The organism is Kordiimonas aquimaris, assembly GCF_025574485.1.
Lineage (GTDB): Bacteria > Pseudomonadota > Alphaproteobacteria > Sphingomonadales > Kordiimonadaceae > Kordiimonas > Kordiimonas aquimaris.
Genome location: NZ_JAOBPO010000002.1, coordinates 344,219 through 365,946, shown reverse-complemented (window position 1 = coordinate 365,946; position 21,728 = coordinate 344,219). Strand labels below are relative to the sequence as shown.

Below are 21,728 nucleotides of genomic sequence, written 5' to 3'. Positions count from 1 at the left end.
GATCAGAGCCGTAGTACCACACCAGCCGAAAGCGCGAGCTGATAAAAAATCGTAATTATATCTTGCGCCAACTGGAAGCTTTTCGTCTGAACACGAGGTAACACGAATATTTCGTCACCAGGTTTCAGGATAACATTACCATTCCCTACCTCGCGTTTACTCAACCGCCTAAACGAACCATCACGGTGCAGCAACAGCACATTGGCTGCACTTGCGCTTTGCGTGAACCCGCCCGCTTGTTCAATGTAATGACGGGCAGTTTGGTCTCCCTGATATGCCATGGCGCTTGGGAACAGAACATCGCCGTGCACCATCACCAAATTGCTAGTGCGTGGAATGCGAATGATGTCACCCTGCTCCAATAGAATATCATCAGCAGAAGCTGAACCTGCCAGTGAAACTTGACCTTTGGTTTCAACATCGCGCGCGCGTTCAACCCATTGCAAAATCAGTTCTGCTTCACGCTGGCGCAGATCAGCCTCAGCAGCCGTTTTTGAACGCGCTGTCAGTACACTTGCTTCAAGGGCGCGAAGTTGTGCCTGCAATGTTTCTTTTTGCCGCTGTTTAACACTTTCACGCAGCAACTGAACTGCATCTTTCTGGGCGTTTGGACCAAACCGCACCTGCGACAGCAACTCACCAAGTGTTGCGCCGTATGGTACCACAAGCTCCTGTGCGCCAGTGTGTTCCCCTTCAACACGTACGCTGATAGTGCCTTGGTTCTTATCGCTGGTTACATCAACGACATCACCTGGGAGAACATCCAGATCAATAGCGTCTTCAATGCGCATGTATTGCACTTCGATTTTCTGGCTATTGTTACGGCTGATACGCACGTGCGTTGATTGAGCATACGGGCGGGCCATATCAAGCAAAGTCGATAACTTTACTGTCGCACCTTCAAACTCGAACAAATTCTTGTTCTGCACGCCGCCGAACACACCAGCCTGTGACAAAACAGGACTTACAATAACTGTGTCGCCGTCTGCGATCTGAAACTGTGATAGACTGCCGGACAAGATGAAATCATAGAGATTGATGGACTTATATTCCTGACCACCGCGCAACACGCGCACATTCAGGAACGAACCACGCTGTGGGTCAATACCGCCAGCCTTATCAAGGAAAAACAGTACACTGTCAGACGCGTGTCCTGCATACAAACCTGGTTGCTGCACAAAGCCTGTTACAAAAACCTTCACTGGTTCGGCAGCACCGAGATTTGCGTAAACACCAACATTTTTGCGGAAAACGCGCTTCACCGCTTCACTCACAACAACATTCAGGTCTTTGTTTTGCACACCGATAACGGCAACAGGCCCCACTTTAGGCACAAAAATATTGCCCTGAGCATCGACAGTTAGCTCACCGGCAAAATCGTATCCACCCCAAAGCTGCAGGCTAATTTTATCGCCTGTACTGATCTCGTATGTAGGGTTAAAACCAATGAATGACTGATTGGCAAATTCACCGCCAAAGATCCATGCACCAAACGGCGCATCGTTCTGGTCAATGGTGTTAACTGTTTCATCAGTAGATATCTGCGGGGTAGCATCTTGCGCAGCTGATGCTGTTTGCGCTGTTGCTGCAAACGATACAATTGCCTGACCTAAAAACACAGCAGCCAGTATACCGGCATATTTTTTCATACGGCGAAGATTAAACATCGCGGTGCTCCCGAATGGTTGCCAGGATCATGGTAATAATTCCATACGCCAACGTCAGCGCAATAAACAGTGTCGTCAAATGATACAGTTTGCGCGGCAAAATAGCAGAATCTGGTAATTGCGGTGACTGCACAACCACCAAATGCTTCAGCTTGCGAAAGCTTTCGATCCGCGCGCGCTCAAGTGCCACAAGAGCCGCTTTATAAAGATCCGTTGCGAACTTCAGTTCCAGCTCCAGATTACGCGCCTCGGCGTTGATGTCGTTTGCTGAAACACCGTCCGTGCTCGCCAGCTTAACACGCTCCAGTTTCAATTGAGATGTAAGGGCTGCAATGCGACTGCGCACCGCAACCACTTCGGCCGCCCCAGGGTTGAGGTAGCTTGTCAGCGCTTTCTCTTCTGTCTGGAGGCGAACAAGATCATTTTCCATTTCCAGCACAAGTGCTTGCATGCTTTCACCGGTTGCGTCAGCGCTTAGGATGCCGTTGTCATTTTGGAACTGAACCAGATTTGATTGTGCGCTACCAACACTTGTACGGGCGCGCTCCAGCTCTGTTTCAACAAACCCTATTTCTTCAGTTGCAATCTTGTGACCAACATCATTGATGTATGCCTCGGCAGCGGCCAGTGCAGTTTGTACAACCTGCAATGAAAACTCAGGCGTATAGCCTTGTCCGCGCAGTGTGATAATACCGGTATCCGGGTTAAGCGATGCGCTAAAACGGCTACGAAAATACTTGAGGCGGTCTTCTGCGCTCGCATCTGCATCAAGGCGTGAATAGAAATCGTGATCCGATGATGCAAAATGCTCGGTAAAACCGATATCGCGGTCCATTATTTCCATCAAGTCACGTGAGCGCAAAAATGCTTGTACAAGCAATGCGTCACTACTTTCGCCGCCACCGCCTGGCAAGAACTGCACTTGCGCAGCAACGGGTTGTTGATCTGTTGATTTAACATAAACCTGCGCATCAGAGACATACATGTCAGATGCCAGCAGCGCATAATAGATTGCTACAATTGCAACAACCGCCAATACCCAACGATAACTGCTGAACGACATGGTACGGGAATGCACATCTGCAATGACCGGGCCTGTATGCCTTTCGCGCGCGACGGCTTCTCTGAGTTTTACAAGTATTTTATCCATGCGGTCCTTGCCATATGGTCACCCAAAAAGGTAATCATCCTATAAATTTTGATACCGGTACAAAGCGCGGTCAACACTTTCGTAAAATTCTGCCCTGCCATATGCAAGTAAAATTGCGGCATCACATTGTTGTCTTATCAGACCTTCGTCATGAGATACGAGGATAATATTCGAAGAGCTGCGTTTATTCTGTAGTGCTTCTGCACATTTCTTTCTGAAACTTGCATCACCTACAGCCATAATTTCATCAAGCAAATAGGTATCAAAATCAAACCCCATAGATACAGCAAAGCCGTATTTGGACCGCATGCCCGAAGAATAACTACCAACCGGCAGTTCAAAATGCTGACCAAGCTCAGAGAAGTCTTTCACAAACTCCTCAATTTCATGCGTTTCGCGTACACCGTGAATACGGCACACAAACCTTACGTTTTCGCGCCCAGACATAATGCCCTGAAAACCACTGGAAAGCGCCAGCGGCCATGAAATAAATCTTTTGGTTTCAATCGCGCCCGAAGATGGAAAATCAATACCACCAATAAGGCGCAGCAAGGTTGACTTGCCGGCACCGTTTTGCCCCAAAATCGCAATATCCCTGTCACCAGGCAGCGTAATGTTGAGGTTGCGCAGCACATACTTGGGGCCAAACCGTGTAGGGTAATATTTCGAGACCTGATTAAGTTTGATCATCGGGCAATCATTCGCTGCCAACGCAGGCGGTAACTGGCAAGTGCTAACGCCATGGTTATGCCCATCCATGTAATCAAATACCCAATGTCTGCAACCGGGCTGCTATAAAGCGGGAACCATGCTTCGCGGATCAGCTCATTGGCATGCACAAGCGGGTTAACTGCTAGTGCCTTCTGCAGTTTCACCGGCACAATGCTCATCGGATACAGCACAGCAGAAATGAACAAAAGCGGCAAGGTCATGAGGCTAACGATTTTTTCGATCTCGCGGGCAAAGCTTGAAACAACACACATAAGCAAACCAAACGAAGCCGCAAACAGCCAGAAAATAACGCAGTAATAAAACAGCTTAAGCGGGTCACCCGGCACAGCATTGAAGCCAAGCCACTCCATAATCACCACAAGAATTGTTGCGACCACAACAAACAACCCGCCCTCAACAAGGGTACGCGCCAGCGAAAGATCAAACATGCGTACCTGACGAAAACCCATCAAACCGCGTGCGCCGCTAAGCACAGAGATGTTCTTGCGCATTGTTCCTTGCCACAACAACTTGAAGGGCAAATAAGCTGCCATAATAAAAATGGGGGGTTCAGCATAGCCAAAGTTACCACTGCCACGCAGACCAAAAAGGATGACAAACATGCCCATCATCACGAGAGGTTCAAGCAATATCCATATATTACCAAAGGTATAGGTACTAAAGCGCGCATTCATCTCTCGCACAAAAATGGCGAAGATGACATCCCGCTGGATGGAAAGTGCCGATCTGGCTTGCATGTTATGGTACCAAAATCAGTTCAACGCACCAAGCTAAGCTGAAGAAGCAACTATGCTTCTTCGTGCTTGTACACGCCTACATAGCGGCCCTCAGCGTCAACGACAACCAGAAACTTAACTTCATCACTACGCATCATCGACTCTGCATCGTCAACAATACGCTCACCGTTGATGGTTGAAAAGTCTTTACTCATACATTGCTGGGCTGTTACTTCACGTACACGGCGTGTTACACGCAGCGCCACACCAAGCTGGCCTTTAGTAACCACGCCAACCGGCTTGTCTTCAGCATTAACCACAACGGCAATGCCCGCAGGGCCACCCGCCATTTCTGCAGCTAATTCAAGCAGCACCGTGTTAGGCGGCACAACTGGCACAGAGTTTTTGAGCATGATGTCTTCGACTTTATACAGCAAACGCCGGCCCAGCGAACCACCAGGGTGGTAACGGGCAAAATCCTGTGCATGAAAGTTACGCAATGACATGAGTGAAATAGCAATCGCGTCGCCAATAGCAACTGTCACCACAATAGATGTTGTTGGTGCCAAATTGATCGGGCAAACCTCTTCAGCGACCGGAATTTCAAGAACCACATCAGCCGCGCGACCAATTGAAGATGATTTCGCACCCGTAATAGCAATAATGCGATTACCAAAAGCGTTAAGCGAAGGCAGCAACTGAACAATTTCCTGCGTTTCACCAGAATATGAAATAAGCAACAAAGTATCGCCAGGCGTCACCATGCCAAGATCGCCGTGTGATGCTTCTGCAGGGTGAAGGAAGAAGCTCGGCGTGCCTGTAGATGCCAGCGTCGCAGATATTTTACGCGCCACATGGCCTGACTTGCCCATACCAATTACGATAATGTGACCAGTCGTTTGTAACGCAAGCATAATTGCTTGGCGGTATGCTTCGTTGTCATATGTCTGAGATAGACGCTCAAGCGCCTGGCCCTGCTTCAGAAAACTGGAACCAATGGTGGTAAGAGTGTCGCCAAGGTCTGCTTTAAGACTACTCGGCAGCTCAAGGACATTTTCGAGCGTATCACTCTCGTCCGTGGAGTTTTGCATAAAAATCCCCAATAGATTCTTCTTTTTGTTTACCCAATCGCCAATCTAAGAGGTTGTTCGTGAACAACTTTACTCAATACAGTTTTAAACTGGCTCCCCTTGGCACCACCTGACGGCGCAAATTTGCGGCACGCTATCACAGGCGCTAGCCATACTCAACAAACCAATAGCATTTGAACTAAAGCGGCTTGGCGAGAACTCCCTTATCAAATATCAAACCTGAACCATAGCTTAACCACTGAAGCTAATGGTAAATTCGCGTTATCCCTAATCTACGCGAACCATATCGTCAACTCCACACAGACTAAAAATGCGATTTTTAATATCAACTGTAATTGTTTTGAAATAAAAATGTGTTCGTGATGTGGGCAAATTTTGGCAATTCTGGAGAAATATATAACTATTTGGAAAATATCATTTTTTCCTTAATATCTTCACGATTTTAATAGCGATTTCATGGGCTGCAATATCTCTGTCACAATAAAACGAGCCCGTTGTTTGTGTGTGTGTAATCAAAGCATTTTTAAATTGCTGAATTTGCAACACATTGACAGAAGGCACCTTCCGCCAAAAGACATCAAGTGCGCATACCGCGGTTAGCCCTGCTGCTTGCAGCATGCTTTTACCAAGTGTAACTGTCGGCACACCAGCTTCCAAGGCCTGAGAGGCAACCGTTGAATTCACCGTTACACACCCAGCGGCATTCTCCAAGAGCACACCGAGATCCACATCAAAAGCATATGTCACCCGACTTTCACAATTTAATGCTGTAGATAGTTTTGTAATGACGCGCCCATAATGATTAAACCCCCGATCCATTGGATGGTGCTTGATCACCAAATGCGCGTCAGCCGGAGCGTGCGCCGCGAAAGATCTCATTACTTCCGTGATAAAGTCTTCAACACTATCAAAGCGCGAATGGTAAATCATCTGGGTATCAACAGCCACCTGCAACGGCACAACAAACAGGTTACCCGCATGCCGTTGAACCAAACGATCAGTTAGTCCCTTTTCAGCAAAACGCGTAATAAACTGCTTACGAAAACCAGCACGCAGCCAGGCCATCATCTCACTGGCCCAGTTGCCGCTTCGGTGATGCTTATAATGCCGGAAACCATGCAGCTTCCAGTCCTTGACGATATAATAAATCGTCGCGAACCAAAATTGATGCTTGAATATTTGTTGGATTTTTGCAGGCGAAGGCTTCTTTTGTCCAGATAAAGTGCCGGCGCGGAACTTGGCAGGAAACAGGCTGTTGGCGTTGTTGCCAGCTTCCTCAAACGTCACAAACCCGGGCCTTACATACCCTTCCTCGCAGGCAAAAAACTTTATGTTTTCTGCGTCACATACGCCGCGTGCTAGTCGGTGGTAATGCCTGCTGTCGCCGTAACACACAACGGCCTGCACATCATGTTTAGCGGCATACGCGGTGAACCACTCAGGCCACGTATCTGCACCTTCGGTATAGTTTACGACATGGTCCGCTTTGGCATAGTGCCAATCACCTTTATTGAAGCATATGCGGTGCACCACCATACCTTGCTGTGCCAATGCATCAGCCAGGTCAGCAAAAAAAGGCCCCAGTGGTCCCTGTAACAGTACGATATTCACAGCAGTATCAGCCCCAACTTCACATCACAGCCTTGGGTTATGCAGAATACGAGCGATGCTAACAAGCCCCCTAAATTGTACAAGCAGTAAATATGCGCATCATTCAGCACCTTAAATCTTGCCCACAAACTTTAAGGTAAGCATAAAATGAGGGCCAGCAAAGTGCTGACCCTCTCGTTAGCGCGCGCCCGGCATCATCCAGAACCACCTGAAAGATAACGCCAAAATGCGGCCAGAAACCAATGCATCAAAAAAGCGATGTAATCTTTATTCTTCAGGCTTCTTCAAAACAAACGAAGAACCGCCTTTGACTGATCGATGATACGTAATGTCAAAATATTTGGTCTTCTTACCGTCTTCAGAATCGCGCTGGAGAAAACCCCAGTTATGAATGGTGCCATCAGGCATAGGTTTCCAATGCCAGATATTACGAAAATCAACAGGGTTACCTGCCTGATCTTTCGCCGTGATCCACTCTGAAGTTAGCACCATCACGCCGTCTTCATCCAAGCCGCCTGTTAATACAAAATTGCTGCCGGATGTATCGGTCCAAACTTGTCGCCATTTGCCTGTGGCGTCGATGCCTGTAAGACTTGTGCCGCGCAACCTGTTCGGTGAGCCTTGCGCACTAAACAGGTCATCCATCTGGGTCCAGTGCTGTTCAATAACACAGCCATCCAGCGTCATTTTGACGTCATCTACACTGCGCAACTCGCCGCTTTCAGTTGCAACAACCTGCCAATCACCAAGCCAGAAATCAAAATCTTCGTATGTTGCATCGCTGTCCACAAATGTGAACTGGCCCTTACATCCATCGTATTCCTCATCCACCGCATAGCCTGTAGTTGCCAAAGCACACGCTGCTCCCGCAAATGCTGCAGCCTTTATTGTTGTTTTGATTGCCTTCATATCGCTGTCTCCCTCCGTTAACCAACAACGCAAAGTCAAACGAAATATTGATGACAACAACGGCCAGGACGCGCCTATGTGACGAAAAACAAAGCAACAGGGATAAAGTCAGGATTATAGCCTAACTGGCGGTGTATAAATCTTTCACAGCATTGCGGTATGCTGCCCCAACAGGCACGCTGTGCCCTGTCACCAGCTGTAATTTAGTGAGAACACCGTTTGCGCGCACCATGGATTTTATCAAATCATGCCTTACAAGAAACGACCGGTGGCAGCGCATGAAACCCTTTGATGACAAGGCTTGCTCAATATCAACAATTGTAGCGCGGTAAAGATATTCGCGTTCTTCGCAAACAAGCGCCACATAATTGCGCTCTGCACGCACGAAAGTCACATCAGATGCGGGTACAATATCGACACGCCCAAACGAGCGAACAACAAACTTCTGCTCGTCGGTTATTGCTGTTTCGGCGGCCTCTTTATGTCGCTGCTCCACGCGCGCGCATGCTTCTGCCAAAACGCTTCGCGCAACCGGCTTCAGGATATAATCTACTGCTGAAACACGAAAAGCACCCACTGCATATTCAGGATAAGCAGTCACAAAAATTACATCGGTATAGGGAAAATCACGTTTCAAGTTGTGCGCAAGTTCAACACCGTTAAAGCCCGGCATCTCGATATCAAGAAATAGTACCTGTACGGAGCCACCTTTTAACAGCGCAAGCGCTTCCTCGAAAGTTGTTGTAGCTTCTGCGCACCAACCACTACGTGCATTCAATTGATGCGCCACATCTGCCGCAATAATCGCTTCATCATCAAGAACTACCGCCTTAATCACAGAGGCTCCTCACCGTTCTGGATAAATGGTAAATTCAGTGTAACAGCATACCAGCCATCAATGTATGAACGGTCTATCGTTACCGGCTCCTCAATTAATGACCTCAACCTTAACGTGGTTAACGTCATGCCTTCGCCTTTGCTTAAGGTGTCTGCCGCTTTGGCTATACTATTATTGGCAACGGTTATCACCATACGGTCTTTTTTGAGACGAGCCGTAATCACCAAAGTGGCAATTTTAGGCAAGCTTGCATGTTTAAATACATTTTCAAGTAAGGGCTGTAAAAGCTGACTTGGCACCTGTGCATTCAATGCACTTGGCTCAACATCAAAACTGCTGGTTAGGGATGGGTAGCGTATGCGCTGAAATGCCAGATATTTTTCTGCCAATGTCACTTCGGTTGATAAGGGTACAAGGTTGCCTGTGTCGTCTGAAGTCATACCCCGCAGTATGTCACTCAGCAAAATAGTGGCATCTTCGGCGCGCGCGGTATCACCAAGGCGAACAAGCCCCAGCACATTACTAAGCGCGTTCATAACAAAGTGGCTGCCAAGCCTGCCCCGCAAATATGTTGCTTCAAATGCGTTTTTTTTGGCTTGCTCCTGCGCCAGGCTTGATTGCAGATGTGCCGCTGTGAGCGCCGATTGCTGCGCCCGCTGCACGACGGCAAAAACATACCCCAGCAACAATACAATAATAAACAGGAACATATCGCCCAGCCACTCTACTACGCGCTGAACCTTAAAGAAATCCAATGGTTCGTAACCCCAATGAGGAGCGGCGAAAAAAGACACATATATTAACATGACTGCAAGGGCAAAAACCGCGGCAAGGATAAAATATAACAGCTTCCACCACCCACGTGCCTCCACAAAGCGTGCACTGCTGGCAAAGGCAAACAGAACAGGCCCAATGAATGCCCAAACACCAAACCCATACCCAGTATCAACAAAGTGTTTCTGGTAAGGCATATATTGATCCAGCCGGATCGCATCAATGTAGCTTGAAACTGAAAAGATCAGTGTGAGCGTGATCCACAACACAAACCCACCTGCAGCCAGCATAGCCAGTTTGCGCGCGCGCTTTGTCACATTCAACCGTTGCATATTCTCTCGCAATTACACTTTACACACCATATTGGCGGTGCGGAATATAACATATTAACCTCGAAACGAAGGTGTTCAATAACCACCTGCCGAACAGCCACCAAATTAAAAGCGCTGTTGAGGGACAAATGTCATGCCAGCCATGACAAAACACCAACCACATATAGCACGCGGCATTATAGGTTGGTGCATAAGCACATGCTAAAGCCACGCACCCGCGTTAACAAAAAATTTAGACATGATAGGCACGATGTCCAGCCTGTGATTATATGATTTTGATAAGCACCACCTTGCAGGTCTTAAGGAAGCATCTGTCGAGGCAGTGTAAAACATTACATAAACCAAGTATCCAAAGTTGGTCGTTCGAGGTGGTGGCAATTATCATTGCCGCTGCCTCGGTTACTTCGTCAGTTAAAAGCTGGCGTCAATGGATTACGAACCCGGCCCAACCTGACCAGAAGCTATGCGCCAACCGTTTACGCGCCGCGTCATCGCAGCTGTCATCCAACCGTCAAATGAGAATTGCGGCGTGCCATCAGGGTTAGCCATAGCAAAAGTGAAATGCGCGGTGATCAGCACAGCACCGTCTGAAAGGGTGGCCGCCATCATTTCATCCACAGTCATGCTGGCTGTACCCGTTTGGCCACTGAAGCTACGCAGCGATGCTGCCGCTTCCGCGCCAGAGGCATATTGCACGCCGCCACGCTCGATCCAGTGAAAATCAGGACCATCATCGTAAATTTCAGCGGCAGCTTCATAGTCACCAGCATTAAGGTTTGTGACATAGGCGTTGAAGGCGTCCATGGCGTCCTGTTTTTGTGCCGCCAAGTCGGGCGCAGCCTCAGTACAGGCCATCAAACACAGTACCGCACAAGCTGCTAACAGCGACCGTAAGGCCGCCAAATAATGGTCTCTCATATGCTGTCCTTTCGCGACAGTAGTGAACATTTAAGCGGCAACTGTAGGCGTATCTGCCTCAGGCGCAGGGCCATATACATTGTCGCCTGCGTCGCCTTCGCGCACTAGCCAGATCAGCATGAACAGCCAGCCAATAGGCGGGATAAAACCAAAATATATCCAGAAACCGGACCGGCCAATATCATGCAGGCGGCGCGTACTCACTGACACCCAGGGGATGATCATCAGGGCTGCAAACACACTGGCAATCGGCCCAAGGAATATTGATATACCAACCGCAAACAACGGCCCTGCCTCTGGCAGGTCACCCGCGTGGAAGATAACACCTTCCAGCACTGTGATGATATTGCCAGCCACCAACGCAAAGATGATGAACGCCCAAAATTCAAGGCGGGATGCACGGCCGGAAAAATTCAAATAGTTACGAAACGCAGACTTGATCGCGTCAATAAAGTTCATTTTCGCCTCCACTAAACGTGTATGGGAAAACAGAGTGTACCGCGAAACATGGCAAACCCCAAATCACATGCGAGGGCAGCAACAAAATACGCACAACTGCCACGGTTATCTCTTATCATTTTACAAATATACAAATTGCCCTTATTGTTACAACATAACACTAAGGGGATAGATATGTTTACTTGCGTGAATGCTGCCAGTCATATGATGCGCGCATGTGTGGTTATTTGCTTAACTTATACGCCCTCATACGCGGACGATACAGATGTTGTGCGCGAACTTGATGCCTTCATCACGCAGGAAACAGAACGCGACGCCTTCTCCGGCACTGTGCTGTTGGCAAAAGGTGATGAGGTGATTTACAGCACTGCGCGCGGCCTTGCGAGCAAACGCTTCGGTGTACCAAATAACCTGCAAACAAAGTTTGGCCTGGGCTCTCTCAACAAAACCTTCACGGCCTTTTCGGTTATGCAACTGGTTGAAAGTGGCCAGATCAAACTGACAGACACGCTTGATCAGTTTCTGGATGAAACATGGCTGGCTCACAATGCCAGAGGTCAAATCCAGATCCAGCATTTACTGACGCACGCATCAGGCCTTGGCAGTTATTTCACCGATGCTTTCTTTGCATCGTCCAAAAACAACTTTCGCACGCTTGCGGACTTTAAACCGCTTGTAGTGAACGACACGCCCGAGTTCCCCCCTGGCACCAGCTATCGTTACAGCAACAACGGCATGTTTCTCCTGGGTGCAGTTATCGAAGCCGTAACCGGCAGCAGTTACTTTGATTATATCGAAGCTCACATCATCCAACCTGCAGGCATGGCAAACACCGGCTGTTTTGAAATGGACGAACCTGTGCCCAACTTAGCCATCGGTTACACACCTGCCCCTGAAAACAAAAGCGGATGGCGCACCAATATTATCATCAAGCCCGTGAAAGGTGGCCCTGCAGGTGGCTGTTATTCAACCGTGGAAGACCTGCATAGGTTTGCACGTGCGCTCACCAGTTTTCAGTTCCTGAACCAGTTAAACACCCAGATGCTGTACACACCAAAACCCGCCTTCCACAGCGAACCCTATGGTTTTGGCTTTAAGGTTGCTGGCACAGAACACAACCGCATTGTGGGCCACACAGGTGGCTTCGTCGGCATCAGTGCCTTCATGGATATATACCTCGACAAAGGCTATGTCGCAGTTGCGCTTGCGAACTACGGCGGCGCCACACGACCAGTTGCCGCCAAGATCAGGGAGCTGCTGGAGTAGTAACGTCTACTTCAAATATGCCGGGAAGCGTGGCAGGCTTTTAAAATCATCAAGATCATGCTGGATAACCACGCGCGCACCTTTGGCTTTCGCCAGTGCCTCAAACTGGTCCATAGAACGTAACAAGTCAGTTTTGCTTGCGGCGAATGTAGGCACCGAACGCGCCGCACGGCCCGCGCCGTAAACGTACAAATCCCCAGTGAACAGCAGCGTGCCTGCCTGCGGCAAGTTCAACTCAAGCACGCTGTGCCCCACCGTATGGCCAGGCGCAGAATGAATAACGGCTGTGCCATCACCGAACACATCATGTGTGCCCGAAAACAATGTGGTTTTGGCGTTCTCAAGCGGGGCGAACAGCGCGAAAGTTTCTGCGTCACTGCGTACAGCATCCGAAAAGATGAAGGCATGCTCTGCTTCATGAGCAATGAAGGTGCTGTCTGCAAACAAAGCCGCGTTGCCAGAATGGTCAGGGTGCCAATGCGAGAAGGCCATATAGTCAATGTCAGTTGGTGCAAGCCCAAGTGTGGCAAGCTGGTCTGTCAGTTTGGATTGCATGGCGGTTGCGTGCACTTGGTACGTAATGCCGCCTTCCACGTCTGCCAGCGACTGCTCCAGCCCGGTGTCCCACAGGAAGTCCCCTTCGGGGTGACGGATAAGATAACACGGATCAGCCAGCGTAATTTGCTGACCGTTCAGGCTGCCATCATCAGCGAAGCCTGCCATATCGAGCATATCGATTGCGCCGCAATCCAGCGTGTAAAGTTTAATGTCTGGTGAAGGTTCTGCTTGCGTTTGCGCAATTACCGAACCGAAAATGACTGCAAGGGATGCAGCAAATACGTTTCTTATTTTTATCATAGATGCGGTCATATACAGGCTGCCTGGCATATTCCAGTGCTATTGGACGCAAAACTGTGCACCAACATAAAGAAAGACCGCGTCTGTTACTTAACAAACACAGCCTTTACCTTTGTGATTAGCTCAGCCTAATGTGCCACAAGCGGATCAGGGCCATATTCATTGTCACCAACATCACCTTCCTGCACAGCCCAATAAACTATCACAACCCAACCAATAAGTGGAACCAACCACAGTAAAATCCACCAGCCTGACTTGCCGATGTCATGCAATCGGCGCACACTAACCGAAATGTCCGGAATAAGTACAATCAGAGAGAAAAGACTAGAAAGCAAAGTACCACCGATGCTTCCGTTAAATATATTAAGCGCAATATTTACCAGAAAAACAAACAGCATCCACCACCAGTATTCTGACCGGATAGACCGACCTTCAAAATCTAAATACCGGCGAAAACCAGTTTTAACCGCAGTTCCAAAATCCACGCCACTTCCCCCATTGGACGTTAAGAGCAAAGCCTAACCGTGAGACAAGGATTATGTCAAACAAGCAAAAAGCCCCTCCGCCGCTAGACAGAAGGGCTTTTGTTATGGTTGCTGACCTTATGCTTTCAACGCGGCAATCGCATCCAGCGGGTCGAGGCGCTCGGTATAATTCACATCAACATGATGGCGGATAACCGTACCGTCCTGACCAATCACATACGCCGCTGGAATCGGCAAGCGCCACGCATCGTCTGCGTTGGTTTCAGGCACGTTCAGGCCAAACCCTTCATAGATTTTCTGTAAGGCTGGCGGGAAGCTGAACGTCAGACCAAAGGCGTCAGACGCTGCAAAGCCTGTGTCGCTTAGCACATCATACGACAGTTCGTTTTTCTCAGCCGTTGTCAGGCTGTTGTCCGGACTTTCGGGTGTGATGGCAATCAGGCTTGCACCCAAGCCTTTGATCGCTTCAAGTTCCTGCTCGTAGGCGTACAGCTCCATGTTACAATACGGGCACCACCCACCACGGTAAAAGATGATAACAACCGGGCCTTCCTTGAGGCGTTCAGACAAAGTCACGGTTTCACCGCGTGTGTTTTTCAGGCTGAAGTCAGGGGCTTTATCACCGGTTTTAATGGCTGTGCCTTCAATGCCTGTTGCGATAATTTCCTTGTTGGCGTCCAGCATCACTTCGCGCACCTCGGCAGGGATGCGAGCAGCAGAACCAGCGACGGCTTCGGCAAGAGTTTCAGTGAGGGTCATGAGCAGGGTCTCCAATACATTAAACAAAAAGTTTCAACGCATTAGATAGGATGCTTTGCCAAAGTTAAAATTCACGTTTGAGTGAGCGATGTGCGATCATCAAGCGGGAGACTAAACCTTCACAAAAGGAATTTTTGGCTAAACAGAGATCTAAGGCAGATATCAAGCTTTGCGCGCATCCACAATCACACGAGGCACGCAACCTTCATCTCTGATGAAACCTATATAGCGCTCTATGTTGGCATCCGAGAGGTTCAAAGTTCCTAAAATAGCCTCACATGTTGCGGCGTCAGTTTTTTCGTATGCATCAACAAAACTTTTAACCAAATCTTGCTTGATCAAAGCAGTAGTTATGGCTTCATCAAACGCCTGAAATTCTGTTTCTGGCACTACAAAATCAAGATCAGGGTTAAGCGGATCTGTGCCAAATTGATTTTTACCGTACGTACCTCGCGTTACAGCCCAGTATAATAAAACAAAGGGACCAAATGGTACAAAAGCAAGCAAACACCACCACCCGCTACGGTCAATATCGTGAAGGCGCCGAACCTCCAATGCCAATGTTAATGGCAATAGCATAACCAGCATCATATCCATTAAAACATAGGGGACATCCATCCAGAGCAGCAGAAACATCAACAACAAAATAAATAACTGGAACCACCAGAACTCGGATCGACTTGATCGAGAGTTAAAATCTAAAACCCGTACAAACCCAGATTTAACAGCCTCTAAAAACCCCATGACCCCTCCGACAAGTTAATGGGATACACTAGGCTCAGCATTTCGATCATGTCAAATAAACAAAAAGGCTGGGAATATCCCAGCCTTTTTCGAAAGAAACTTCAAGTGTTTCATTACACTTCAGCTAAGCACCACATCAACATAGTGGAATTGTCGGTTAAGTCTTATTATCAATGCCGGCATTACTTGCATCGATGATCGAATACGGGATATGGTCATCATCTGTCATGCCATGGATAAAGACATAAACTTCTGCCTTGTCGATGCCTACATCTAGTAGTATTTGCCAAAATATCTGATCATCTGCTGCTTCATAAGCATTGTGAAACTCAATAATTTTTTCCTGCTGAGCAAGTAACCCCGCTGCGTTCGCGTCAATTGCATAAAAATCACCTACAGTGATGCTCGGCTTTCCCGGCTTTTCTTTAGCAACCCAAACTGGTTGCATACCTTATCTGTTGGGGCCACGCATTTCCGGTACAAGGCCAATAATAATGCTGGCAAACACTGTCAAGGTAAAGCCAATTTTCGGCACAAACACGTTAAAAATAATTAAAAGGGTGACCCAAAATCTGCTAACCCTAAAGTCCTGCATGCGTCGAGCATAAAGTGATATATTAGGCAGAGCTGACAATAGCCAATAGCTATCCATCCAAAATGGGGAGACAAATAGATACTCAGTGGAACGAAAATAACTTCGACCAGAATGATAGAAAACTGGAACCACCAGAACTCGGGTCGACTTGACCGAGAGTTAAAGCCTAAAAATCGTATAAATCCAGATTTAACGGCAGCGATAAAACCCATACTTCCCACCGATAGGCTGATAGAGAGAACATTAAACACGGCACTCTGATCACGTCAAATAAACAAAAAGGCCGCTTGTCGAATACCTTTATAATCGATTCTTCCTACTACACAGATAAGTCACAATAACATTAATAAACAAAAATAGTGATTGACCCAGGCCTCTATGGTTCAGTAGATGAATGCAAAAATCGGAGATGATGAATGACCAATCAACAAGCGGCATGGACAGAAGGATACCGAGCAGAAAGTGAATACCCGTCAGGTGTTTACCCTGAACTTAATCCCGATACGCTTTTACTGACACTTGCACTGCAAGGCATTAAACCCGCAGCAGAGATTGTTGCCAATAGCGAAAACAAGCGAAGCCTCGTGTATTGCGAGTTAGGTTGCGGTCAAGGTATGACACTTAATTTGATGGCTGCCAGAGATCCAAACGGCCAATACTTCGGCGTTGACTACAATGCCAACCAAGTACGCAATGCTCGCGAATACGCCAAAGACATTGGTAACGAGAATGTTCATTTTTCTGAAGATTCATTCGCAGATCTCGATAAATATGACATTCCCGACTGTGACATCATTGTTTTACATGGCATCTGGAGCTGGATCAGCAAGAGTATGCAAGATTGTATCGTTGCTTTCATACGTAGAAAACTCAAACCAGGCGGCATTGTTTACAATAGTTACAATTGTGCAGTAGGTTTTTCAGCAATGCATCCTATGCGCAAATTATTAATGGCAGCAGAACGTACAACATCTGAAACAGAATGGGGAAATCAACTAACTGATAGCTTAGGGTTGTCATTACAAATGGCTGAAGCTGGTGCAAAGTATTTCGCGGCAAATCCAAGTGCTGTTGAGCAAATAAAGAAAGTACCCAGCTATGATCCTGCATACGTAAAACAAGAATATTTCAACAGTGCATGGCAATTGTTCTTTCACGATGAAATGGCAAATCAAATGGCAGAAGCAAAACTTAACTTTGCAGGCTCAGCAACACTAATCAACAACCGGCCTGAACTTGCCTTACCTGCCGAAGCTGCAGCTTTTTCTCAAAGACTATCGTCTCAGTCCGATATCGAACTCTTAAAAGACATTTGGACAAACAATACATTTAGAAAAGACATCTATGTGCGAGGCATTCAAACAATGACAGACGCACAAACTAACACACAGCTGTATCCTTTGCTATTTAGACTAAGCCGCCCGCATAACGAATGTAAGTTAAAAGTACAAATCCCTGTTGGTTTAGCAACACTGCCAGAGAAACCATATCAAGCTATCTTCGATGCAATGAATGAAAGACCAATTACAGGGAAGGAAATAGCCGACATCGTTAATCAAAACGACGTCACGGCACCACTGTCTCTTCTTATAAGTACTCTAATTGCTATTGGTTTTATTCATTTAGTGCCAGCCTCATCAGAGGCCGAAAGACTGAAGAGTGCAATTGAACGTATTGAATCAGCTAATAAAAAGAATTTTACTAGTGATAAGAATAGTTCTTTTGGCGTCTTGCCCGGCATGCATAGTGTCCTCAACCTGAATGCTTTGCAATTCTTCTTTTGGCAAGCTAACCGTGAAGGCGTTAAAGACAAAAGAGCGTGGGTAGCAAGGCGTCTCAATGAAACAGGCCGCTCGCTCGTACAAAAAGGCGTTGTTGTCACTGACGAAAAAGAAGCAATAGAAATTCTGAAAAACTCAGAAGAAGAATTCGATAAAAATATAAAACCAAAAATGTCTATTTAAACAATATCACCTAAACATAAAGGCTCGATACATATATGTATCGAGCCTTTATGTTATGCGTTCAGGTACCCGTGTTCTTCAAGATACGCGATGATCTTGTCCGCGCATTCTTCCACGTTTTGTTTGTCCGTGTTCACGTGAATGTCGGCGCGCTCTGGCTCTTCGTACGGGCTGTCATAGCCTGTGAAGTTTTTAATCTCTCCGGCTTTGGCTTTCTTGTACAAGCCCTTGGGGTCGCGCGCGGCACACACCTCGATGGGCGTGTCCACATACACTTCAATGAACTCGCCGTCGTCCATCAGGTCATGCACCATGCGGCGCTCTGCCCGGAAGGGGGAGATGAAGCTGGTCATCACCACAAGGCCTGCGTCTACCATTAGCTTGGCAACTTCACCCACACGGCGGATGTTTTCCACGCGGTCAGCGTCCGTGAAGCCAAGGTCCTGGTTCAGGCCGTGGCGCACATTGTCACCGTCAAGAATGTAAGTGTGGCGGCCGCGTGCAAACAGGCGCTGCTCCACCACGTTCGCGATGGTGGATTTACCGGACCCCGAAAGCCCCGTGAACCACAGCACCGCAGGGCGCTGGTTTTTCATCTCGGCACGAACGGTTTTGTCCACATCCAGTGCTTGCCAGTGAATGTTCGATGCACGGCGTAGCGCAAACGAGATCATGCCCACACCAACCGTGCTGTTGGTCAGCCGGTCAACGATGATGAAGCTACCGAGCTCGGGCACATCACCGTAAGCCTCAAACGCGATGCGTTTATCGAGGCTGATGTTACACACGCCGATCTCGTTCAGTGCCAATGACTTGGCCGCTGTGCGTTCCAGTGTGTTTACGTTCACTTTGTGTTTCAGGTCGGTGATTTGCCCGGGTACGGTCTGGTTACCTGTTTTGATCAGGTAAGGCCTGCCCGGCAGCAATGCGTCTTCTGCCATCCAGATGATGTTGGCTTCAAACTGGTCAGCCACCTCTGGTGGGTGGTCTTTGCCGGCAATGATATCACCGCGCGAGATGTCCACCTCGTCGTTCAGCGTGATTGTTACGGCCTCACCGGCCACCGCCATGTCCAGTTCGCCGTCATAAGTGACGATAGATTTCACTGTGCTTTCACGCGCGCTTGGCAGCACCTTTATGGCGTCACCCGGGCGCACCGTGCCGCTGGCGATGGTGCCGGAAAAACCACGAAAATCGAGGTTCGGGCGGTTCACCCACTGCACGCTCATGCGGAAATTACCGCTTTGCGCCGCATCTTCAACCTGCACACTTTCCAAGTGTTGCATCAGCGACGGACCCGTATACCACGGCGTGCTGTCACTATTTGTGAGGATATTGTCACCCTTCAGCGCAGACAACGGAATACTGGTGATGTCGGTAAAACCGAAATCCTTCGCGAATTCGCGGTACTCAGCTTCAATGCTGTTCAGTACAGCCTCATCATAACCAACAAGGTCCATCTTGTTCACGGCAAGCACCACATGCTTAATGCCCAGCAAACTTGCGATAAAGCTGTGGCGGCGCGTTTGGGTCAGCACACCCTTGCGTGCATCAATCAACAAAATGGCGAGGTCAGCTGTGGACGCGCCCGTTGCCATGTTGCGTGTGTATTGCTCGTGGCCCGGCGTGTCAGCAACAATGAACTTGCGCTTATCGGTCGAGAAATAGCGGTACGCCACGTCAATGGTGATGCCCTGCTCACGCTCTGCGGCCAATCCGTCTACGAGCAGCGCGAAGTCAATTTCCTGACCCTGCGTACCCATTTTTTTGCTGTCTGCCTCAAGCGCGCCGAGCTGATCTTCAAAGATCATTTTGCTGTCATACAGCAGGCGGCCAATAAGCGTGGACTTGCCGTCATCAACACTGCCGCACGTGATGAAGCGCAGCATGGATTTTTCTTCCTGTGCCTTCAGGTAGCCTTCGATGTTTTCTGCAATAAGGTCTGACTGATGTGCCATTAGAAATACCCCTCTTGCTTTTTCTTTTCCATGGAGGCGGCGCTGTCATGGTCAATGACGCGGCCTTGGCGCTCTGATGTGGTGGTCAGCAGCATTTCCTGAATAACGTCCGTAAGGCTGGTTGCCTCGCTTTCCACCGCACCCGTTAGCGGGTAGCAACCAAGCGTGCGGAAGCGCACCATTTTCATTTCTGGCTCTTCGCCGGGCTCCAGCGGCATACGCTCGTCGTCCACCATAAACAGCTGGCCGTCGCGCTCCACAACTGGGCGTTTTTTCGACAGATAAAGCGATGGGATGGGAATATCTTCCAAGTGGATATATTGCCACACATCAAGTTCGGTCCAGTTCGAGATCGGGAACACGCGGATGCTCTCGCCAGCGGCTTTGCGCGTGTTATACAGGTTCCATAGTTCAGGGCGCTGGCTCTTCGGATCCCAGCGATGCTGCGCTGACCGGAACGAGAAGATACGTTCCTTCGCGCGGGATTTTTCCTCGTCGCGGCGTGCACCGCCAAACGCGGCATCAAAACCATGCTTGTCCAGCGCCTGCTTCAGCGCCTGCGTTTTCATCACGTCTGTGTGGTACGCCGAGCCATGTGTGAACGGACCAACACCTTGCTTGATACCTTCCTCGTTTTTGTGAACGATCAGCTCAAGCCCAAGGTCTTTTGCTTGTCTGTCCCGAAAGGCGATCATCTCACGGAACTTCCATGTGGTATCCACATGCATAATCGGAAATGGTGGCGGGCTTGGGTAGAACGCTTTCATCGCCAAATGCAGCATCACGGCGCTGTCTTTACCGACCGAATATAGCATCACCGGCTTTTCAGCCTCTGATGCGACTTCGCGCATGATCTGGATACTTTCGGCCTCAAGCCGTTTTAAGTGAGTGAGTGTTTTTGTCATTAACCGATACCAACTTCATTGGGGCAAACAGCATGTTTATCACGCCTGAAACCTAACATGGCGTGCGATTAGCACAATAGAAGATGATAATTGAAATAATTTTTCTTATTTCAAGCAATAGTGATGCTTTGTTGAAATATTTTTCCAGTTAATAATTTAAATCATAAAATTGAATCTATAAACGAAGAAATATTCGATTCAAGGATTACAGCATACACATGTACGCACTTTTGATGTTATCATTATGTCGGAGTTGAGCATCACATTAACCACTAGCGCTTATTTTCCAATTTGACTGGGATATCCTCTCTCTTTACCTTTCTAACTAGAAAAAGCAAAGGTTGCTGCAATGGCAAATTATTCAGAGGAAGAGCTGCAGTCGAAGGAAGAAGCTGATACCACTCCAATGTCAGAATATGTGGATCTCAACGAATACGAATTCACAGTAACGCGCGAACTAGGACAAAAAGTTTTTGACTACGTTCTACAATCATGGCCTCAAGAGGTTGAGGTTAGCGATATTGAAATACAAGGGCCAGATATAGCTTTTTCCGCATCCCTCAGTAAACAATGGGGTCTAGTCGAAGATAAAATCAAAAAAGCCATAGAAGAAGGCACAGCACCAACCTTCATGAGTGAAGACTCTGCTGGAGAACTTGAATATGTGTTTTACGGGTGCGTCCACAAAGCAGCTCAAGAAAGTCGGCAAAAAGTCTACCCTCACAACATTAGGTTTAAAACCTATGAAACACAGTTCGCGGGCAAACATGGTTGATGGAAACCAAATAGCGTTAACGATGCCGCTCTCCAAACAATGATTGAAGACCTTTCAAAGACAGACAATACACGCCGCGCCATTTTTAGAATCCGGAATCTGGTTTCACTTTTCAGGCAATTCAAGTCCGCAAATGAGCAACCGCTTCTATGGTTTCTAGAAATTGACTCTGATACAGACAATTTACCAATTGACGATGACGTTCGATTAAACTGGAATGAA

General features: G+C 48.0%; 22 protein-coding genes. 3 read left to right on the top strand and 19 right to left on the bottom strand.

All coding sequences use genetic code 11. The features are described from left to right. Positions 1 to 2: 2 nt before the first annotated feature. The 11 genes from OEU88_RS07495 to OEU88_RS07445 form a co-directional block, all read right to left on the bottom strand. Positions 3 to 1,667 carry a polysaccharide biosynthesis/export family protein gene (locus OEU88_RS07495; protein ID WP_262694528.1) on the bottom strand — a complete coding sequence of 555 codons (1,665 nt, stop codon included), beginning with the start codon at positions 1,665 to 1,667 and terminating at the stop codon, positions 3 to 5. Further along, positions 1,660 to 2,817, bottom strand: coding sequence for a hypothetical protein (locus OEU88_RS07490; protein WP_262694527.1), 1,158 nt, complete (start codon positions 2,815 to 2,817; stop codon positions 1,660 to 1,662). Before OEU88_RS07490 ends, OEU88_RS07495 begins: the two co-directional genes overlap by 8 nt. Positions 2,818 to 2,856: 39 nt before the next feature. Then, positions 2,857 to 3,507, bottom strand: coding sequence for an ABC transporter ATP-binding protein (locus tag OEU88_RS07485; protein WP_262694526.1), 651 nt, complete (start codon positions 3,505 to 3,507; stop codon positions 2,857 to 2,859). Next, positions 3,504 to 4,286 (bottom strand): ABC transporter permease, encoded by a 783-nt coding sequence (locus tag OEU88_RS07480; protein WP_262694525.1) that lies wholly within the window; start codon positions 4,284 to 4,286, stop codon positions 3,504 to 3,506. The genes OEU88_RS07485 and OEU88_RS07480 overlap by 4 nt, the downstream gene beginning before the upstream one ends. 50 nt (positions 4,287 to 4,336) lie before the next feature. Beyond that, a complete protein-coding gene (locus OEU88_RS07475; RefSeq protein ID WP_262694524.1) occupies positions 4,337 to 5,356 on the bottom strand; it encodes a KpsF/GutQ family sugar-phosphate isomerase in 1,020 nt (339 codons plus the stop codon). Between the two features lie 414 nt (positions 5,357 to 5,770). Beyond that, positions 5,771 to 6,967, bottom strand: coding sequence for a capsular biosynthesis protein (locus OEU88_RS07470; RefSeq protein WP_262694523.1), 1,197 nt, complete (start codon positions 6,965 to 6,967; stop codon positions 5,771 to 5,773). A gap of 267 nt (positions 6,968 to 7,234) precedes the next feature. Continuing rightward, the gene (locus tag OEU88_RS07465) at positions 7,235 to 7,876 is read right to left on the bottom strand and encodes a hypothetical protein (RefSeq protein ID WP_262694522.1); all 642 of its coding nucleotides are present in this window, start codon (positions 7,874 to 7,876) and stop codon (positions 7,235 to 7,237) included. A 121-nt stretch (positions 7,877 to 7,997) separates the two neighbouring features. After that, a complete protein-coding gene (locus tag OEU88_RS07460) occupies positions 7,998 to 8,714 on the bottom strand; it encodes a LytR/AlgR family response regulator transcription factor (RefSeq protein WP_262694521.1) in 717 nt (238 codons plus the stop codon). Next, positions 8,711 to 9,820 (bottom strand): sensor histidine kinase, encoded by a 1,110-nt coding sequence (locus OEU88_RS07455; RefSeq protein WP_262694520.1) that lies wholly within the window; start codon positions 9,818 to 9,820, stop codon positions 8,711 to 8,713. Before OEU88_RS07455 ends, OEU88_RS07460 begins: the two co-directional genes overlap by 4 nt. Before the next feature lie 432 nt (positions 9,821 to 10,252). Further along, positions 10,253 to 10,738: a YybH family protein gene (locus tag OEU88_RS07450; protein WP_262694519.1), complete on the bottom strand. Its 486-nt coding sequence runs from the start codon at positions 10,736 to 10,738 to the stop codon at positions 10,253 to 10,255. Between the two features lie 30 nt (positions 10,739 to 10,768). Continuing rightward, a complete protein-coding gene (locus OEU88_RS07445) occupies positions 10,769 to 11,197 on the bottom strand; it encodes a DUF805 domain-containing protein (protein WP_262694518.1) in 429 nt (142 codons plus the stop codon). Positions 11,198 to 11,371: 174 nt separating this feature from the next. Between OEU88_RS07445 and OEU88_RS07440 the strand changes: the two genes are divergently transcribed. After that, the gene (locus tag OEU88_RS07440; protein WP_262694517.1) at positions 11,372 to 12,463 is read left to right on the top strand and encodes a serine hydrolase domain-containing protein; all 1,092 of its coding nucleotides are present in this window, start codon (positions 11,372 to 11,374) and stop codon (positions 12,461 to 12,463) included. Positions 12,464 to 12,469: 6 nt separating this feature from the next. Here the strand turns inward: OEU88_RS07440 and OEU88_RS07435 are convergent, their stop codons facing one another. The 6 genes from OEU88_RS07435 to OEU88_RS17730 form a co-directional block, all read right to left on the bottom strand. Next, the gene (locus OEU88_RS07435; RefSeq protein ID WP_262694516.1) at positions 12,470 to 13,333 is read right to left on the bottom strand and encodes an N-acyl homoserine lactonase family protein; all 864 of its coding nucleotides are present in this window, start codon (positions 13,331 to 13,333) and stop codon (positions 12,470 to 12,472) included. A 116-nt stretch (positions 13,334 to 13,449) separates the two neighbouring features. Beyond that, the gene (locus OEU88_RS07430; protein WP_262694515.1) at positions 13,450 to 13,806 is read right to left on the bottom strand and encodes a DUF805 domain-containing protein; all 357 of its coding nucleotides are present in this window, start codon (positions 13,804 to 13,806) and stop codon (positions 13,450 to 13,452) included. Between the two features lie 117 nt (positions 13,807 to 13,923). Continuing rightward, the gene (locus tag OEU88_RS07425; protein WP_262694514.1) at positions 13,924 to 14,565 is read right to left on the bottom strand and encodes a peroxiredoxin-like family protein; all 642 of its coding nucleotides are present in this window, start codon (positions 14,563 to 14,565) and stop codon (positions 13,924 to 13,926) included. A gap of 162 nt (positions 14,566 to 14,727) precedes the next feature. Then, positions 14,728 to 15,309 carry a DUF805 domain-containing protein gene (locus tag OEU88_RS07420; RefSeq protein WP_262694513.1) on the bottom strand — a complete coding sequence of 194 codons (582 nt, stop codon included), beginning with the start codon at positions 15,307 to 15,309 and terminating at the stop codon, positions 14,728 to 14,730. Between the two features lie 157 nt (positions 15,310 to 15,466). Beyond that, positions 15,467 to 15,757: a hypothetical protein gene (locus OEU88_RS07415; RefSeq protein ID WP_262694512.1), complete on the bottom strand. Its 291-nt coding sequence runs from the start codon at positions 15,755 to 15,757 to the stop codon at positions 15,467 to 15,469. A 3-nt stretch (positions 15,758 to 15,760) separates the two neighbouring features. Continuing rightward, positions 15,761 to 16,036 carry a DUF805 domain-containing protein gene (locus OEU88_RS17730; protein ID WP_449543912.1) on the bottom strand — a complete coding sequence of 92 codons (276 nt, stop codon included), beginning with the start codon at positions 16,034 to 16,036 and terminating at the stop codon, positions 15,761 to 15,763. A gap of 284 nt (positions 16,037 to 16,320) precedes the next feature. Here OEU88_RS17730 and OEU88_RS07410 point away from each other — a divergent pair, with 284 nt between their 5' ends. Beyond that, positions 16,321 to 17,868 (top strand): class I SAM-dependent methyltransferase, encoded by a 1,548-nt coding sequence (locus OEU88_RS07410; RefSeq protein WP_262694511.1) that lies wholly within the window; start codon positions 16,321 to 16,323, stop codon positions 17,866 to 17,868. 53 nt (positions 17,869 to 17,921) lie between these two features. On the opposite strand, the gene cysN is transcribed toward OEU88_RS07410, so the two are convergent. Beyond that, positions 17,922 to 19,826: a sulfate adenylyltransferase subunit CysN gene (gene cysN, locus OEU88_RS07405; protein ID WP_262694510.1), complete on the bottom strand. Its 1,905-nt coding sequence runs from the start codon at positions 19,824 to 19,826 to the stop codon at positions 17,922 to 17,924. Next, positions 19,826 to 20,731 carry a sulfate adenylyltransferase subunit CysD gene (gene cysD, locus OEU88_RS07400; protein WP_262694509.1) on the bottom strand — a complete coding sequence of 302 codons (906 nt, stop codon included), beginning with the start codon at positions 20,729 to 20,731 and terminating at the stop codon, positions 19,826 to 19,828. Before cysD ends, cysN begins: the two co-directional genes overlap by 1 nt. 349 nt (positions 20,732 to 21,080) lie before the next feature. Between cysD and OEU88_RS07395 the strand changes: the two genes are divergently transcribed. Further along, positions 21,081 to 21,506 carry a hypothetical protein gene (locus OEU88_RS07395; RefSeq protein WP_262694507.1) on the top strand — a complete coding sequence of 142 codons (426 nt, stop codon included), beginning with the start codon at positions 21,081 to 21,083 and terminating at the stop codon, positions 21,504 to 21,506. The last annotated feature ends 222 nt before the right edge of the window (positions 21,507 to 21,728 follow it).

Bases quoted from the DNA above. Each gene is read 5' to 3' on its own strand.
- OEU88_RS07445 (WP_262694518.1), bottom strand. From the start codon at position 11,197: ATGAACTTTATTGACGCGATCAAGTCTGCGTTTCGTAACTATTTGAAT.
- OEU88_RS07480 (WP_262694525.1), bottom strand. From the start codon at position 4,286: ATGCAAGCCAGATCGGCACTTTCCATCCAGCGGGATGTCATCTTCGCC.
- OEU88_RS07425 (WP_262694514.1), bottom strand. From the start codon at position 14,565: ATGACCCTCACTGAAACTCTTGCCGAAGCCGTCGCTGGTTCTGCTGCT.
- OEU88_RS07450 (WP_262694519.1), bottom strand. From the start codon at position 10,738: ATGAGAGACCATTATTTGGCGGCCTTACGGTCGCTGTTAGCAGCTTGT.
- OEU88_RS07435 (WP_262694516.1), bottom strand. From the start codon at position 13,333: ATGACCGCATCTATGATAAAAATAAGAAACGTATTTGCTGCATCCCTT.
- OEU88_RS07495 (WP_262694528.1), bottom strand. From the start codon at position 1,667: ATGTTTAATCTTCGCCGTATGAAAAAATATGCCGGTATACTGGCTGCT.
- OEU88_RS07415 (WP_262694512.1), bottom strand. From the start codon at position 15,757: ATGCAACCAGTTTGGGTTGCTAAAGAAAAGCCGGGAAAGCCGAGCATC.
- cysN (WP_262694510.1), bottom strand. From the start codon at position 19,826: ATGGCACATCAGTCAGACCTTATTGCAGAAAACATCGAAGGCTACCTG.
- OEU88_RS07490 (WP_262694527.1), bottom strand. From the start codon at position 2,817: ATGGATAAAATACTTGTAAAACTCAGAGAAGCCGTCGCGCGCGAAAGG.
- OEU88_RS07395 (WP_262694507.1), top strand. From the start codon at position 21,081: ATGGCAAATTATTCAGAGGAAGAGCTGCAGTCGAAGGAAGAAGCTGAT.
- OEU88_RS07475 (WP_262694524.1), bottom strand. From the start codon at position 5,356: ATGCAAAACTCCACGGACGAGAGTGATACGCTCGAAAATGTCCTTGAG.
- OEU88_RS07455 (WP_262694520.1), bottom strand. From the start codon at position 9,820: ATGCAACGGTTGAATGTGACAAAGCGCGCGCGCAAACTGGCTATGCTG.
- OEU88_RS07440 (WP_262694517.1), top strand. From the start codon at position 11,372: ATGTTTACTTGCGTGAATGCTGCCAGTCATATGATGCGCGCATGTGTG.
- OEU88_RS07485 (WP_262694526.1), bottom strand. From the start codon at position 3,507: ATGATCAAACTTAATCAGGTCTCGAAATATTACCCTACACGGTTTGGC.
- cysD (WP_262694509.1), bottom strand. From the start codon at position 20,731: ATGACAAAAACACTCACTCACTTAAAACGGCTTGAGGCCGAAAGTATC.
- OEU88_RS07410 (WP_262694511.1), top strand. From the start codon at position 16,321: ATGACCAATCAACAAGCGGCATGGACAGAAGGATACCGAGCAGAAAGT.
- OEU88_RS07420 (WP_262694513.1), bottom strand. From the start codon at position 15,309: ATGGGGTTTTTAGAGGCTGTTAAATCTGGGTTTGTACGGGTTTTAGAT.
- OEU88_RS07465 (WP_262694522.1), bottom strand. From the start codon at position 7,876: ATGAAGGCAATCAAAACAACAATAAAGGCTGCAGCATTTGCGGGAGCA.